The organism is Legionella londiniensis, from assembly GCF_001467825.1.
GTDB lineage: Bacteria > Pseudomonadota > Gammaproteobacteria > Legionellales > Legionellaceae > Legionella_A > Legionella_A londiniensis.
The window spans coordinates 300,686-315,286 of record NZ_LNYK01000014.1; the positions used below are offsets into that span (position 1 = coordinate 300,686).

A 14,601-nucleotide genomic window follows, 5' to 3' on the forward strand; every position below is an offset into this window, starting at 1 on the left:
TGCGCCTGTAATTTTTGGCTAATTTTGATTCATTTTGAAAGGATGCTTGCCATTGTCTTCAATAGATTGTACAATTTGCGCAACTTAATCATTGCACGTTATTTGCATGAGGCCCCACTCCGAAACGCCAAAAGCGAATGATGTTTTCGCCTCCCGAAACAAGACTTTCCATGCCGGCTGCGTATCCTTTGCCAAAGAGTTAGAGAAAACAAAAATAGTCTATGCGCTGTACGGGGCTCTCGATGGTTTGAGTATTTCCTATAGCATGGTGAAATATGTCTTTGACATTCTCTGCACAAACAACCAGCAATCCTCCTCCGATGCAATGCATGAATGGATGGTTTCGCCTTCTGGCGCGTTAATCGCCGCGTCAGAAGCCGTCGTCCTGATTGGTTTTTCCCTGCTCGGCAATGTCTTAAAGCCCGATGACGGCGTACAGAATAAGTTTAATACCTTCAAACGTTATATCGCCGTACTCTGGCCTTATTGCCGAGATTCCTTAAAGGGGTTAAAGAACGCATACAAGGGGGTGCGCAGCGCTTTCCAGGTGGCCAATGCCTTTGTGGGCCAGGACTTGAATTTTTTAATCTTGCCGACAGGCCTGTTGTTAGGGGGCATTTCAGTTCTGAATCGTATTTGGTACCGAAGCGTGCGCAACGAGCGCAAGGGCATTAATAAAGCCTATAAAAAAATTTTGGAACAAATTCAGGATGCTGAAAGCCTGGATAAGCTCGATAAAAAAATTTACGACAAGCTTTTGGAGCTGCAAGGGAAAATTCAGCAACAGAAGAATAATCTGCCAATGGCGGTTTTATCGCAGTTTTACAGCGGATTTATTGACAGCTTGTATCTCTATATGGGTGTGGTTGGCGCCGCCAGCATGGCGCCTCCTGTTTTTATCACGCTTTCTGTATGTTGCGTGATTATTACCATTGCGTGCATCGCCAGCAGGGTGTATGAAGAATTTGAAGCACAGCGCGAATTAAAAGTTAACAAAATAAAAACGGAGCTGGTCCTGTGCAGCAAAGAATTGAAAGAGCGGCTTGCTGAATTACAGGTAAGCTCCGAGCAACCTGTTTCCAAGGCGCCCAAAACTAACCGTAAGCCACTGAAAGATATATTGAATAAGTTTATCGAAAAAAGGAATGAGCTCGAGCATGAATTAAATTTATCGTATAAATCAGCCGCTTTATCGGGCTTAAGAGATGGGTTGGCCGCTTATAGCGTGATCACAAGCATGATGTTTGCGGCAGCGACAATTTATGCCATGAGCTTTGCCGCTTTCCCTGCCTTTTTTGTGATTGCCACGGTTGCTTTGGGCATGGCTTGTCTGGTAGGTTTCATGGCCTATGCCCTGATTAAAAACTATTTTCATTTAAACCATAAACCCCATAAAGAAAAATTTGGCGAAACTGAAAAGCAGATTAAGGATTATATCGCCAGGGCCAATGAGCTGGAAATCTCTGGCTCATACAAGGCGATTGATGAGAGCTTGGTTCTCGATGCTTCCCCCCAGTTTTTCTTTCAGGAATGGTTTGAAGTTGCACGTTCTTTTTTTTCAGGCGTTGGCAAGGGCCAAAAATCTGTGGATTATACCTTTAATTCCTGGCAAGAGAGGGACGAAGACGGCCACTATCATGATACGCCAGTAATGTTTGGGCTCGCCTGCCTCAGCTCAACGGTTTTTGCCGTTGCCTTGGCGCTGCGCGCTTATGTTCGCGGATTCTGCGATAAGAGTGAAACGGGTAATTTGCCTGAGTTAAATTTGGCAATAAATTCGTCCAAACAAAAGGAATCGAGCGGCGAAACGCAGTCCTCTGGTTCCTTTCTCTTTAGCTTCACGCGCTTTAGTTTTTTCTCTAATACCAAGAAGCAGGTCAAACAAATTTTTGTCGACAAACCCCCTGACAATCCTGAATCAAGAGGCATAGTGCTCGAAACTCAATAAAGCTCGGGATTTAAGCTCGGATCATTATACATTTTAAACTGGCGATAGATTCTAAAGGTTCTTGATTTATTGCTAATTTCTTCTAACAACCCCAAGAGACATGCTTGCAGTTGCCGCAGTTGTTCCTCGATGGTATTCAGTTTGGCTTCACAAGTGTTCAGGTGATCCTGGCTAACGTCGGTGCGTTCGGTTTGCAATTTCATATGGTAGGATTTTAGGGCAAGAATGGATAGCCTGTCTATCATCATCCCGGGAGTTTCCGAGTGTACGGTACAGGTTGAGGAAGAAGCCGGCTCAAGACTGTTGTAAAACCAAAGGTCAATATCCTCCATGCGGTTATTTCGCTGCTGATTGTAATGATCTATTTCACGTTTTGCGCGGTAGACAAATTCATAGCCTTTATCATCGCGCCGTGCCCGATCTTCGGCATGCCAGAGTTGATAATTAAAAGCATGGTTTTCCTCTACGAGCCTTAAAAGCCCTTCTTCCCGCAGATGCAGGCCGGATTGTTTCCATTTAATGATGCTCTCTTTATGAACAGTGGCGATTTTTTCAACCATGTCTGTAAATTTCATAAGCTACCCAATAAAATAGAGCCTGCAAGGCTTTCATGCAAAAAGAAATAATTCTAACAGACCGTAACATAGATTGGTATTGGGGAGAAAAAATGCATTGTGTTTTACTGTTCATTGCGCTGCTGCTTTCAGGCAATGCTCTGGCAGAAGAAGTGTATCCGCAAGGATGCAGGCCTGTTGCCATCAAGGAAGACATCGCAAAACTGACTGTGGTCAAACCTGCGCTCATGATGGTTCATAACCTGTCTTCGGGCGATTTATGGATTACGCACCCTGTTTCTGAGCCAAATGCCGGCGCCGGCTTCAGCAGCCGGATTCAGGCAGGAAACTGGTCAGCGTTGGTTATGAGCGACAAAATATTTGAATTGAGCTGCGTTGAATCAATGCCCGGGCATGAGCAGCAAATTCCATGCAGGGATGTGATTGCTGTATGCCAATGGGACAAGGTTAAACTCTCAACAGAACAAGCGTCATCGACTTACTGGGCCGGTGAAGACATGGGGCTGTCTCCATTAATGGCTTATCTTTCCCGGTGTGGTTTTTCGTTAACGTTGGAGGCCCAATAGTGATAGACTGGAAGAACACTTCAATAGGGCAGGTGCTTCGTGAGTAAAAAATCCAAAAAACCATTGTATAAATTGGACCCAAATTATAAAAGGGAACAGCAAAAATACAAAGAACCCATTCCAAGCCGCGAATTTATCATGGGGGTGCTGGATGAGTTTGGTCGGCCGATGTCGCGCAATCAGCTGATAAGCAAACTTGAATTGGATGAGGAAAGCAAGCAGGAAGCCTTGGCTTTCCGCCTGCGCGCCATGATACGCGATGGCCAATTAATGCAAGACAGGCGGGGGCGTTACTGCCTGTTAAAAAAAATCAATTTAAAGAGAGGAACCATCCAGGGGCATCCAGACGGCTTTGGTTTTTTTATTCCCGATGACGGCAGCCCCGATATGGTTTTGTCGGCAAAAGAAATGCGTTCAGTGATGCACGGCGACATCGTGCTTGCCTATGAAATGGGGGTAGATCGCAGAGGTCGCCCTGAAGGTAAAATTCATGAAGTGATTGAGCATGTAAACACCAATGTGGTCGGTCGATATTTTACCGAGCACAATGTGGGTTTTGTGGTTCCTGACAGCAAGCGCCTGACCCAGGATATTTCTATTCCGCCGGAGCATTCGTTGGGCGCAAAAAACGGACAAATTGTCCTCGTAGAATTGCTGGCCTATCCAAGCAGCCGCACCCAGGCAGTCGGAAAAATTATTCATATTCTTGGCGAGCATATGGCGCCTGGCATGGAAATAGAGGTTGCCATTCTGGCACACGGGATTCCTTCAAAGTGGCCTGATGATGTGCTTACGGAAACAGCGCAAATCCCGATGCATGTCCGTGCGGAAGAAATTAAAGACCGCACGGATTTGCGCCATCTTCCTTTTGTCACCATTGATGGGGAAGACGCAAAAGATTTTGATGACGCCGTTTATTGCTATAGGAAGCCGAAAGGCGGTTATCAATTGTTTGTTGCCGTTGCTGATGTCAGCCATTATGTGCAACCTGGCACAGCCATTGATCAGGAAGCGGCAAGACGAGGCAACTCTGTTTACTTTCCAGGAAAGGTAGTGCCCATGCTTCCTGAAGCATTGTCAAATGGCATTTGCTCGCTCAATCCCAAAGTGGACAGGTTGAGCATGGTGGCCGAAATGGCTATTTCAAGTGAAGGTAAAATCAGCCGATCCCGATTTTACCAGGCAGCGATACATTCTCACGCGCGCTTGACCTACACCCAGGTTAATCGCTGGATAACGCAGGGTTATGCTGAAAAAAACCATGAGGCTTTATGGCCCATGCTTGAAGCTTTATATGATCTCTACGGAATTTTACACGGAGCGAGGAAAAAGCGCGGGGCAATAGATTTTGATACCACGGAAACCAGGATTATTTTTGATGAGCAGCGGAAGATACAGCGCATCGTGCCGGTAATCCGCAATGACGCGCACCGGCTGATTGAGGAATGTATGCTGGCTGCAAACATGGCTGTAGCCCGATTTTTACAAAAGACGGGCATTCCCTGCCTTTATCGGGTTCATCCGGCACCTGAGGAAGACAAGATTATGGAATTGCGCCAATTCTTGAATGAGCTTGGTGTTACCCTTGGCGGCGGCAAGAAACCTGGCCCCAAAGATTTCCAGCGCACGCTGGAGTCAGTCGAAAACAGGCCGGACAAACATTTGATTGAAACTGTCATGCTGCGTTCCTTAAAACAGGCGCAGTATATTGAGTCCAACGACGGGCATTTCGGCCTTGCCTTTTCTGCCTACACTCATTTTACCTCCCCTATTCGGCGCTATCCGGATTTATTGATTCACCGGGCACTGAATCATTTGCTTGTCAATCAATCGCCTGAGACCTTTGCCTATAGCGAAGAAGATATGAGTCTGTCAGGCAAGCACTGCTCTGCAACCGAAAGAAGAGCAGATGAAGCCACGCGGGAAGTGGTGACCTGGCTGAAGTGCGAGTATATGCAGGACAAGCTCGGCCAAACCTTCAGCGGCAGAATTTCGGCGGTCACGGGGTTTGGGCTGTTTGTTGAGCTTGATGATATCTATGTTGAAGGCTTGGTTCATATAACCTCCCTTAAAAATGATTATTATCATTTTGATGCCATTAAACATCGTTTGACAGGCGAGCGCGGCGGCCGGGTTTATCGTCTCGGCGATAAAATGGCCGTGATGGTGGCGAGGGTTGACCTCGATGAGCGAAAAATTGATTTTGAACCGGTAGAATTCGAGGATGGCCATGAGTGAAACAGTTGTTTACGGGATTCATGCGGTTGCGGCACTGCTGAACAACCCTCACCGAATCATCCGCAAACTTGTCCTCAATGAAACCCGTGAGGATAAGGCTGTCATTTCATTGCTGGAAACGGCAAGGCGCCGTCACATCCCTGTAGAAAGGCTGGCAATTGAAAAAATGACTGAGCAGTTTGGCAAGGGAGTGCACCAGGGGGTTGTTGCCGTTGCTGAGCCTGTTAAAGAATTCAATGAACATGATTTGTTATCCCTTCTGTCCCTTAGCAAAAAGCCGGCTTTAATCCTCATTCTGGATGGCATTACCGACCCGCACAATCTGGGAGCTTGCCTTCGTAGCGCCGATGGAGCCGGCGTGGATTTTGTCATTATCCCCAAAGACAAAAATGCAGCGATAACTCCTGTGGTCAGTAAAGTGGCCTCGGGCGCACTGGAGGCTGTGCCCTTGGTGCGGGCCACTAATTTGGCAAGGGCAATGAATACCTTAAAGCAGGCGGGTGTTTGGATTTATGGCGCTGCGGGCGATGCGCAAAAAACAATTTATGAATTCAAATTTCAGGATGCGACTGCCTTGGTGCTCGGAGCAGAGGGAAAAGGAATGAGGCGCCTCACCCGAGAACACTGTGATGATTTATTTGCCTTGCCAATGCTTGGAACCGTATCCAGTTTGAATGTTTCTGTAGCGGCAGGCATCTCACTGTATGAAGTTGTTCGCCAACGGAATCAATAGCCGGCACGCAACGCCCAGGCTCTGTTGGGTTGTCTGAACAGAGCCTGATATCAAAGGGCTGATAAGCAGAATGCCGGATTGACGCGATGATGCTGTCAAGCAACGAATTCATTGATGGATTTCACAAGCCTTGCCACCAGTTCATTGATTTCTTCTTCATTGATGATAAGAGCTGGCAACAGTCTTATGACGTTTTCTGCTGTGACGTTTAGCAACAGTCCGTGCTTGAGGCCGATTAGGCGGAGATCCATTGCGGGCCTGTCAAGCTCCATGCCAAGCATCAGACCTTTGCCCCTGATCATGCGGACATGGGGGTGCTCGCCAAGTTCAGCAATAAGCTTTTCTTTAAGGATAAGCCCCTTGCTTACTGCCTTTTCACATAAACCATCGCGCTCAATTACTTTAAGGACTGCCAACGCCGTAGCGCAAGCCAGGGGATTGCCGCCAAAGGTTGACCCATGCGAGCCGGGCTTGAAGAGGTTTGCAGCCTGCCCCCTCATTAAACAGGCGCCTATGGGGACGCCATTGCCCAGCCCTTTGGCTGTTGTGACAATATCGGGCATAAGGTCATAGCCCATGTAGGCGAAATAGTTACCGGTTCGGCCATTGCCGGTTTGAATTTCATCGAGGATCAGAAGCCATCCATGTTGCCGGCAAAGCTTTTCAAGACCACGGAGGTACATTTCCTCTGCAACCACAATTCCGCCTTCTCCCTGAATGGGTTCAACCATGACCGCGACGATGTCATTTCGGTTGGCAGCAATGGTATTGACAGCCTCAAGATCGTTAAAAGGGGCGCGCACAAAACCTGGCACCAAGGGTTCAAATCCAGCCTGTACTTTCCTGCTCCCGGACGCGCTTAGGGTCGCTAAGGTTCGTCCATGAAATGCCCGCTCCATCACAATGATGGCTGGGGTATCAATACCTTTTTTATGGCCAAACAATCGTGAAAGCTTGATGGCTGTTTCATTGGCTTCAGCGCCCGAGTTGCTGAAAAATACCTGCTCCATGCCCGAAAGCTTGGTTAATTTTTCGGCCAGCAATTCCTGTTCCCTGATATGAACCATATTTGAAGTATGAATTAACCTGGCAGCCTGCTGCTGAATGGCATGGGTGACTTCGGGATGGGCATGCCCAAGCCCGCATACAGCAATACCGCTGAAAGCATCCAGATATGCATTTCCCTGGTCATCATATAACCAAACGCCTTCCCCATGCGTAAATGAGATTGGCAAGGGGTTATAAGTAGTAATTAGAGACATGAAAATTCCTAAAAAAAAATCCTTTTATATTACCGGAGATCCGGGAGTCAAATGATCTGCCGCCGTCAGCGCAGGTTGCTTGAAGCAAATTCCCAGTTGACGAGCCGCCAAAAAGCACCAAGATAATCAGGACGCCTGTTGCGATAGTCGATGTAATAGGCATGTTCCCAGACATCACAGGTCAATAGGGCAGTTAATCCCTGCGTCATGGGGGTTCCGGCATTACTGGTGCTGATTAATTCCAAATTGCCGCTGCTATTCTGCACGAGCCATGCCCAGCCTGACCCAAAGGTGTTGATGGCAGTTTGCGTAAAATCTTCCTGAAATTTTTTAAAAGAACCAAATGAGCGGTTGATGGCATCAGCCAGCTTGCCGTTAGGCTCGCCCCCGCCGTTGGGAGACAGGCAATGCCAGTAAAAAGTATGGTTCCAAACTTGCGCTGCATTGTTAAACAAACTCCCGGAAGATTTTTTGATCACGTCTTCAAGGCTCATTGAGGCAAAATCCGTATTTTCCGTAAGCTTGTTTAAATTATTGACATAGGCCTGATGGTGTTTGCCATAATGGTATTCGAGTGTTTCTTCAGAAATATGGGGCGCCAATGCATCTTTAGCATAAGGAAGCGCGGGTAGCTCAAACGTCATGTCAGTCTCCTGCAGTATTTGGTGGATGATTCGCTTGGCGACTTTTGATCAAAAAGAGTTGCTTTCTTGGATCAATTGCCGGCAAGAGCTAAGTGTAGCAGGATAAAAAACAGTTTCAATCTTTCCCGGGAGTTGCGATGTGGTCTCATTTTCGCCATAATTGCAATATTAATAAGATTAGCCAATAGGTGTTATGGTGGAAACAATTGATAAGATTAAAAAGCAAATTGCTGAAAACGCAATATTATTATATATGAAGGGCAGCCCCAAGATGCCGCAATGCGGATTTTCAGCCCGGGCAGCACAGTGCATTGAGGCTTGCGGCGTTGATTTTGCCTATGTCGATGTGCTTGCCAATCCGGATATCCGCCAGGTTTTGCCGCAATATGCTGATTGGCCTACGTTTCCCCAGCTTTATGTTAAAGGCGAGCTGATAGGCGGGTCTGATATTATTGCCGAAATGTATGCCAAGGGCGAATTGGAAACCCTGTTAAGAGAAGCTGTAACTGCATAACTATCGATTAAATGGAGACGAAGATGAGTGTTTTAGTTGGACGCAAAGCCCCTGATTTTACTGTTCCTGCCGTGCTGGGCAATGGCGAAATTGTTGATAAATTCAATCTGCATGAGAACCTGAAGGGCAAGTACGGTTTGATTTTTTTCTATCCTCTTGACTTTACATTTGTTTGCCCTTCGGAGTTGATTGCTTTAGATCACCGTATGGAAGAATTTAAAAGCCGTAATGTAGAAGTTATTGCTGTGTCGATTGATTCGCAATTTACTCATAATGCTTATCGCAATACACCCGTTGCTGATGGCGGTATCGGCCCTGTAAAATATACCTTGGCAGCTGATGTGACTCATAGCATCTGCCAAGCATACGGCGTAGAACATCCAGTTGCTGGTGTTGCATTTCGTGGCGCATTTGTTATTGATCAAAATGGTATGGTGCGCTCGCAAATTGTAAACGACTTGCCAATTGGCCGGAATGTGGATGAGCTTCTCAGGATTATCGATGCAGTTCAGTTTTTTGAAGCCAATGGTGAAGTTTGTCCCGCAGGCTGGGAAAAAGGAAAACCCGGCATGAAGGCATCCCCCCAGGGTGTTGCCCAATACCTCTCCGAGCATTCCGGCTCATTGTAAGTTCTCTTTGGTTGGGCGCCTGCTCAACCAAACCTATTTTTTGGTGTGTGTTGGAAACTGATTTTTAGTCAGTTTATTCATTTTTTCCCATGAGTTGACGATGGAGCAAAATAATTCTGCCGTTTTTTGCGCATCATAAATGGCGGAATGAGCCTCGTTGATATCAAAATCAATCTTTGCCGCTTTTGCTGCCTTTGCCAGTACGGTCTGACCAAAGGCCAAGCCCGAAAGGGTTGCGGTATCAAAACAGGTAAATTTGTGAAAAGGCGATTGCAGCCCGGTTCGTTTAACCGCTTCTTTAATAAAGAGAAGATCAAACCAGGCATTATGGCCTACAAGCACTGCCCGCTGGCAGTGATATTCAGCCAGGGCGGAGCGAATGGGTTGAAACAAGCGTTCCAAAGCTGTTTTTTCATCCACTGCAAAACGTAAGGGCTGAAAGGGATCGATCCTGTTGAATGCCAGTGATTCGGCATCAAGCTCCGCATCTTTAAAAGGGAGTATATGCTCGAAATAATATTCAGCAGGGATAAAGTCTCCTTTTGCGTTGAGCCGCAGCAATACAATACACATTTCCAGCAGCGGGTTTTTTTGGGGGTCGACTCCGGCTGTTTCGACATCGACCACCACGGGCAAAAAGCCCCGAAACCTGTTTTTCATATAATGGCTAGCCTTCACCCGCAATACTCCATGCCAACTCCTCACCCGCAGCGATAGGAACCACAGGGCTTCGGCCAAAGGGAAGGGTTTTAGGGATAATTTGCTTTTGCTTGATAAGCTCAATGGATTGGTTGGTTAACGGTAAATGATAAAACTCAGCGCCGTACCGGCTTAAAAAAGGAGCAAGCCTTGCAAGATGGCCGCCCTGGTCAAAGAGTTCGGCATATAAGGCCAGAGCAAATGGCGCAGAATATATTCCAGCACATCCGCACGCGCTTTCTTTGCTGCCTTGCGCGTGCGGGGCGCTGTCTGTGCCGGCAAAGAATTTGCGGTCGCCGCTCATCGCTGCCTGCCTTAGAGCAATTTGATCCTGTTCTGTCTTGAGTATAGGCAGGCAATAATAATGAGGCCTTATCCCCCCTGCCAGCAAATGATTGCGGTTATAGAGAAGATGATGCGGCGTTATGGTTGCTGCAATGCAATCGGAAGCCTGTTTTACAAATTCTACTGCAGCTCTGGTGGATATGTGTTCCAATACAATACGCAATCTGGGAAAATTTTTTGTTATGGGTTTTAAACACTCTTCAATAAATAAACGTTCACGGGCAAAAATATCGCCATGAGTCACTTCCCCGTGAATTTGTAAAACCAAATCATATTCCTGCATTAAAGACAATAAAGGATAAAGTTTTGAGACGGACTCAGCGCCTTCTGCCGAATTGGTCGTCGCGCCTTTGGGATAAAGCTTGGCTCCAAGAATAAAAGATTCATCGCGGGCTTTTGCAAGCTCTTCAGGCGTTACCGTTTCATTCAGGTATAAAGTCATATATGGGATAAAGTTGGCCGCATGATTTTGTGCGGCAAGGATGCGCTCGCGATATGCCATGACTTCAGCAACAGCGGTTAGAGGCGGTTGCAAATTCGGCATGACCAGCGCGCGGTGAAAATGTTTCGCCGTCGCCTCAACCGTATGGGCTAAAGCTTCCCCATCGCGCAGATGAACGTGCCAGTCATCTGGTCTTGGTATGGTTAAATGATTCACAAAAGCAGGCCTTGATTCAATGGCAATGCGCCGAATTATAGCCGATGTTATGCGCTCACGTCATTTTTTGCGATAGAACATGTTTCCTGGCTATCAGCTTCTGTTGACAATAAAAAAAATGAATTAGGATAATAGCGCGGATATTATGCACTTAAACGGAATCGGAGTATCCATGAATTATCTATTAAGAATCAGCGCACTTGCCTTGTTGTTCAGTATGGGGGCGGCCCATAGTGGAACCCCCGGGGTAATTTGTTCTGCTTTGGATGTTTTAGTCCCCTGCGAAATAACAGGCTGGGATTTTGCAGCGCAGGCTTTAAATTTGCGCGCTGAATACAGCAATAGCCAGATTTTTTCTTCTTTTACTTTTCCAACAGTCGCGGAACTTTATGACTTGCCGCTTGAATCAAATTGGGGTTTCAAGGTTGAAGGCTCGCATCACTTCGGCATGGGCAATGACATTACAGTGAGCTGGTATCACTACAGCAAGGAAAGCAATTTTAAGGTTAACCGCACCATTCAGGGCATTCCTGTTGTCCTCGATATTGAGCTTGAGCCCAAATGGGACGCTGTTAATGCCGAATTCGGCCAGTTGGTGGAATTAGGCAGGCGCGAGAATATCCGTTTTCACGCGGGCGCACAATTTGCAAGAATAAGCACAGATTATTATCAAACCGTAACGGGTTTTTTAATAACCGACCGATTGCAAATGAAATTTAATGGTTTTGGCCCAAGACTCGGCGCAGACTATGAATATGGATGGCAGAATGGATTTAAATTATATGCCAATGGCGCTGCAGCCATCTTAGCGGGAGACAGCCAGTTCAATACCGCAACCACAGGCATCATTAATCTTCCAGCCGCCACCGCAAGAGGAATAAAGACTGCCCTTGTGCCCGAGATAGAAGGCAAACTGGGAGCCAGGCTCAAATATGTCATTGCCCAGGGTGACTTGTTTTTTGATGCAGGCTACCTCTGGCAGAATTATTTCGGCGTACAGACAGCGATTGTTGCGGGCACAGGCAACGGCATGGATTTTTCACTGCATGGCCCCTACCTTGGTGTGAAGTACATGGGCTATGTTTAAAAAAATATTGATTTATTAAAATAACGTTATACAATAAATAGCATTGCTAAGCAGCCATAGCAACACTATTGTTTATTAGGAATAAATGCTTGTTAAACATATGGTTATGTGTAACGAATGGCGTCTTTGAGTAAAATAAAGGCATTGATGTTATAAAAACAAGTAATTTATTTGCAATGATGTTGACAATAGGAAAATCAGGCTGGATAATCGTCCCATGTACGTTTTCGGATTAGAGCGATGATGGCGTACTGTAGTCAATACAAAGTTGTGGCTTGACGAAAAAAACGGAAATTAATAATAAAAAAGTGGAGATAAGTATGTTAAATCTGAAAAAAACAGCTGTAGCTGTTCTTGCTTTCGGTAGCAGTGCTGCATTTGCCGGCACCATGGGTCCTGTATGCACTCCTGGAAATGTTACCGTTCCCTGCGAAAGCACTGCTTGGGATATCGGCATCCAGGCGCTTTACCTGAAGCCTTCTTATAATGATAACGGTTTCAACTATATTGGTACCACTTCTACAACCACCAATGGTACGACAGTAACAACCGTTCATGAATCTGACCCAGATTGGGGATGGGGCTTTAAACTGGAAGCTTCTTACCATTTCGGAACCGGAAATGATCTGAACTTAAACTGGTACCATCTGGATGACAACAGCAATACCCAAACATTCGGCGCTAACTTTGAATTGTTTGGTGATTTTGATAACGCTTTTGACCCAGCAATTTATAACTCTCAAAGAGTAACGATTGACCCACGTTGGGATGCAGTGAACCTGGAGTTCGGTCAGCATGTTGACTTTGGCGCGCTGAAAAACATCCGCTTCCATGGCGGCGTACAATATGCCCGCATTGAAACCGACCTGGCTTGGGTGGCAAGCGGAGCAGACGGCTTGTTCGGAAGCCTCAAGGCTAACAGCAAGTACTCAGGTTTCGGTCCCCGTATCGGCGCTGATTACTCTTATGACCTCGGCAACGGCTTGGCCATGTATGCCAAAGGTGCCGGCGCTATCCTGGTTGGCGACAGCGATTTTGACGTGGTTGCTAATTTTGGTGCCACTGGGTTTAATACTGTTACACTTTCTGGCGTTGCTGACAGCAAAACAGCTATCGTTCCTGAAGTTGAAGCCAAACTGGGTCTGACTTACACCTACGCTATGGCTCAAGGCGACCTGAGCATTGACGCTGGCTGGATGTGGGTCAACTACTTCAACGCACAAACAAGCATCAACCTGGACGACTCCGATTTCGGCGTTCAAGGCCCATTCGTTGGTCTGAAGTGGGTTGGTACTGTTGTCTAATCCCGGCTGATCCGACTTATGAAACCCATCCCCTAGGTGATGGGTTTTTTTTTACCAGAAAAGGGAGTAATTGAAAATATGATGCAAAAAGTACTTGCTACCTTGGCAGGCTTAGCCATAAGCAGCCTGGCCGCTGCCGGCACTGAAGGCGCAATTGTCAATGTGGGATGTGTACCCGGCAGTGTAACAATACCCTGTGAAAAAAGAGCATGGGATATTGGAGTAGAAGCGTTATATTTGCGTCCCGCCTATACGGCAGAACGGGCAAGGTTTACTGTGGGGCAAAATTATCGGGAAATCGCTAATGACTGGGGATGGGGATTTGCCCTGCAAGGGTCTTACCATTTCCGCCAGGGCAATGACATTACACTGCACTGGATCCATTATGATGTGAGCAGTGATGTAGGCCGATTTAGAGGTCCAGTCCCAACATTTGGTAACGCAGAATTTGCATTGGATCACTTAAATAAGTTTGATCAGGTTAATCTGGTATTCGGACAGCATACTGATTTTGGCACCCTGAAAAATGCGAGGTATTATGCCGGACTGCAATATGCGGATATTCGAAGTTCTTTCAACCGAGTTTATAATGTGCCATTACCGGCCCTTCTGAACGGGATTACCGGGATAAGCGCCTATGACAATGCCGATTTCAATGGGGTGGGGCCCGTTATCGGCATAGATTACATCTATGATTTGCCAAAGGGCCTTAGCCTTACAGCCAATGCAGCTACTGCCGTATTGTATGGCACAGGCCGTAATCAAACCCAATTTGCTTTCTCGCCAACAGGACTCGTGCCAACTTTGAGCTACGGCAGTAAACAAGGGATAGTGCCTTCGCTTGAGGCAAAACTGGGGTTGGCTTATTCAATTATCATGACCAATAGCATGCTTAATCTCATGGGCGGCTATCAAGTGGTCAATTACTTTAATGCCCTGCCGCTCTTAACCGGTAGCAGCAGTGACTTTGGTCTATATGGCCCCTATCTAGGCCTTAATTTCCTGTCAGATGTTTAAAACCTTTTAATTTACGATTCCTTTCCCGGCGATGCCACTATAAGGCATCGCCGCACTTTAGCTTAAAAAGCCTTTGCCGAGTACTGGTCACCTGCTCTTCTGCGCGATATAATCGCCACTCAGTAAAAAAAATAAACAGGAGTCTCAGCGTGAAACACAAAGCTCTTATTGTGGCCATGTGCATTGGTGCTTTTCCTCTCCATGCAGCAATGGATCAAGAACAACTGCAGCAGCAGGTACATCGCCTGGAAGAGCAATCGCGGGACATGCAAGCGGAATTGAACCGCCTAAAACAGCAAATCGGCAAACAAAACCTTGTAAAAAAAGACATACAAACAAAAAAAAAGGCTGATGCGAGTTTAGCCCCGCCATCCAACACAAA

The 14,601-nt window shown here is 46.6% G+C and carries 15 protein-coding genes; 10 read left to right on the top strand and 5 right to left on the bottom strand.

Going from position 1 to position 14,601, the window contains the following annotated elements; translation table 11 throughout:
• Positions 1-106: 106 nt before the first annotated feature.
• Positions 107-1,948: a hypothetical protein gene (locus Llon_RS04970; protein ID WP_058528951.1), complete on the top strand. Its 1,842-nt coding sequence runs from the start codon at positions 107-109 to the stop codon at positions 1,946-1,948.
• Here the strand turns inward: Llon_RS04970 and Llon_RS04975 are convergent.
• Positions 1,942-2,523 (bottom strand): DUF4254 domain-containing protein, encoded by a 582-nt coding sequence (locus Llon_RS04975; protein WP_058528952.1) that lies wholly within the window; start codon positions 2,521-2,523, stop codon positions 1,942-1,944. The genes Llon_RS04970 and Llon_RS04975 overlap by 7 nt on opposite strands.
• Positions 2,524-2,558: 35 nt before the next feature.
• Between Llon_RS04975 and Llon_RS04980 the strand changes: the two genes are divergently transcribed.
• From Llon_RS04980 to rlmB, 3 genes are read left to right on the top strand one after another with little or no spacing between them, the layout of a single operon-like run.
• On the top strand, positions 2,559-3,089 hold the full coding sequence (locus Llon_RS04980) for a hypothetical protein (protein WP_237758261.1): 531 nt from the start codon (positions 2,559-2,561) through the stop codon (positions 3,087-3,089).
• 39 nt (positions 3,090-3,128) lie between these two features.
• The gene (rnr, locus tag Llon_RS04985) at positions 3,129-5,327 is read left to right on the top strand and encodes a ribonuclease R (protein ID WP_058528953.1); all 2,199 of its coding nucleotides are present in this window, start codon (positions 3,129-3,131) and stop codon (positions 5,325-5,327) included.
• A complete protein-coding gene (gene rlmB, locus Llon_RS04990; RefSeq protein ID WP_058528954.1) occupies positions 5,320-6,060 on the top strand; it encodes a 23S rRNA (guanosine(2251)-2'-O)-methyltransferase RlmB in 741 nt (246 codons plus the stop codon). Before rnr ends, rlmB begins: the two co-directional genes overlap by 8 nt.
• Positions 6,061-6,155: 95 nt before the next feature.
• Here rlmB and Llon_RS04995 read toward each other — a convergent pair whose 3' ends face one another.
• Both Llon_RS04995 and Llon_RS05000 read right to left on the bottom strand, forming a co-directional pair.
• Entirely contained in the window at positions 6,156-7,322 is a 1,167-nt protein-coding gene (locus Llon_RS04995) for an aspartate aminotransferase family protein (protein ID WP_058528955.1), read from the bottom strand.
• A gap of 65 nt (positions 7,323-7,387) precedes the next feature.
• Positions 7,388-7,966, bottom strand: coding sequence for a superoxide dismutase (locus tag Llon_RS05000; RefSeq protein ID WP_058528956.1), 579 nt, complete (start codon positions 7,964-7,966; stop codon positions 7,388-7,390).
• A 196-nt stretch (positions 7,967-8,162) separates the two neighbouring features.
• Between Llon_RS05000 and grxD the strand changes: the two genes are divergently transcribed.
• Positions 8,163-8,480: a Grx4 family monothiol glutaredoxin gene (gene grxD, locus Llon_RS05005; RefSeq protein WP_058529107.1), complete on the top strand. Its 318-nt coding sequence runs from the start codon at positions 8,163-8,165 to the stop codon at positions 8,478-8,480.
• Positions 8,481-8,503: 23 nt separating this feature from the next.
• A complete protein-coding gene (locus Llon_RS05010) occupies positions 8,504-9,109 on the top strand; it encodes a peroxiredoxin (protein ID WP_058528957.1) in 606 nt (201 codons plus the stop codon).
• Positions 9,110-9,142: 33 nt separating this feature from the next.
• Here the strand turns inward: Llon_RS05010 and rnt are convergent, their stop codons facing one another.
• Together rnt and pyrC are read right to left on the bottom strand one after the other, a co-directional pair.
• Positions 9,143-9,769: a ribonuclease T gene (gene rnt / locus Llon_RS05015; protein ID WP_058528958.1), complete on the bottom strand. Its 627-nt coding sequence runs from the start codon at positions 9,767-9,769 to the stop codon at positions 9,143-9,145.
• A 7-nt stretch (positions 9,770-9,776) separates the two neighbouring features.
• Complete coding sequence (pyrC, locus tag Llon_RS05020; RefSeq protein WP_058528959.1) at positions 9,777-10,811, bottom strand: dihydroorotase; 1,035 nt, start codon at positions 10,809-10,811, stop codon at positions 9,777-9,779.
• Between the two features lie 172 nt (positions 10,812-10,983).
• Here pyrC and Llon_RS05025 point away from each other — a divergent pair, with 172 nt between their 5' ends.
• The 4 genes from Llon_RS05025 to Llon_RS11610 all read left to right on the top strand — a co-directional run.
• A complete protein-coding gene (locus tag Llon_RS05025; protein WP_058528960.1) occupies positions 10,984-11,898 on the top strand; it encodes an Lpg1974 family pore-forming outer membrane protein in 915 nt (304 codons plus the stop codon).
• 320 nt (positions 11,899-12,218) lie between these two features.
• Entirely contained in the window at positions 12,219-13,202 is a 984-nt protein-coding gene (locus Llon_RS05030; RefSeq protein WP_058528961.1) for an Lpg1974 family pore-forming outer membrane protein, read from the top strand.
• Between the two features lie 78 nt (positions 13,203-13,280).
• Positions 13,281-14,219, top strand: coding sequence for an Lpg1974 family pore-forming outer membrane protein (locus Llon_RS05035; protein ID WP_065238280.1), 939 nt, complete (start codon positions 13,281-13,283; stop codon positions 14,217-14,219).
• A 149-nt stretch (positions 14,220-14,368) separates the two neighbouring features.
• A partial coding sequence (locus Llon_RS11610; RefSeq protein WP_420324211.1) for a hypothetical protein occupies positions 14,369-14,601 on the top strand: 233 nt, incomplete at its 3' end.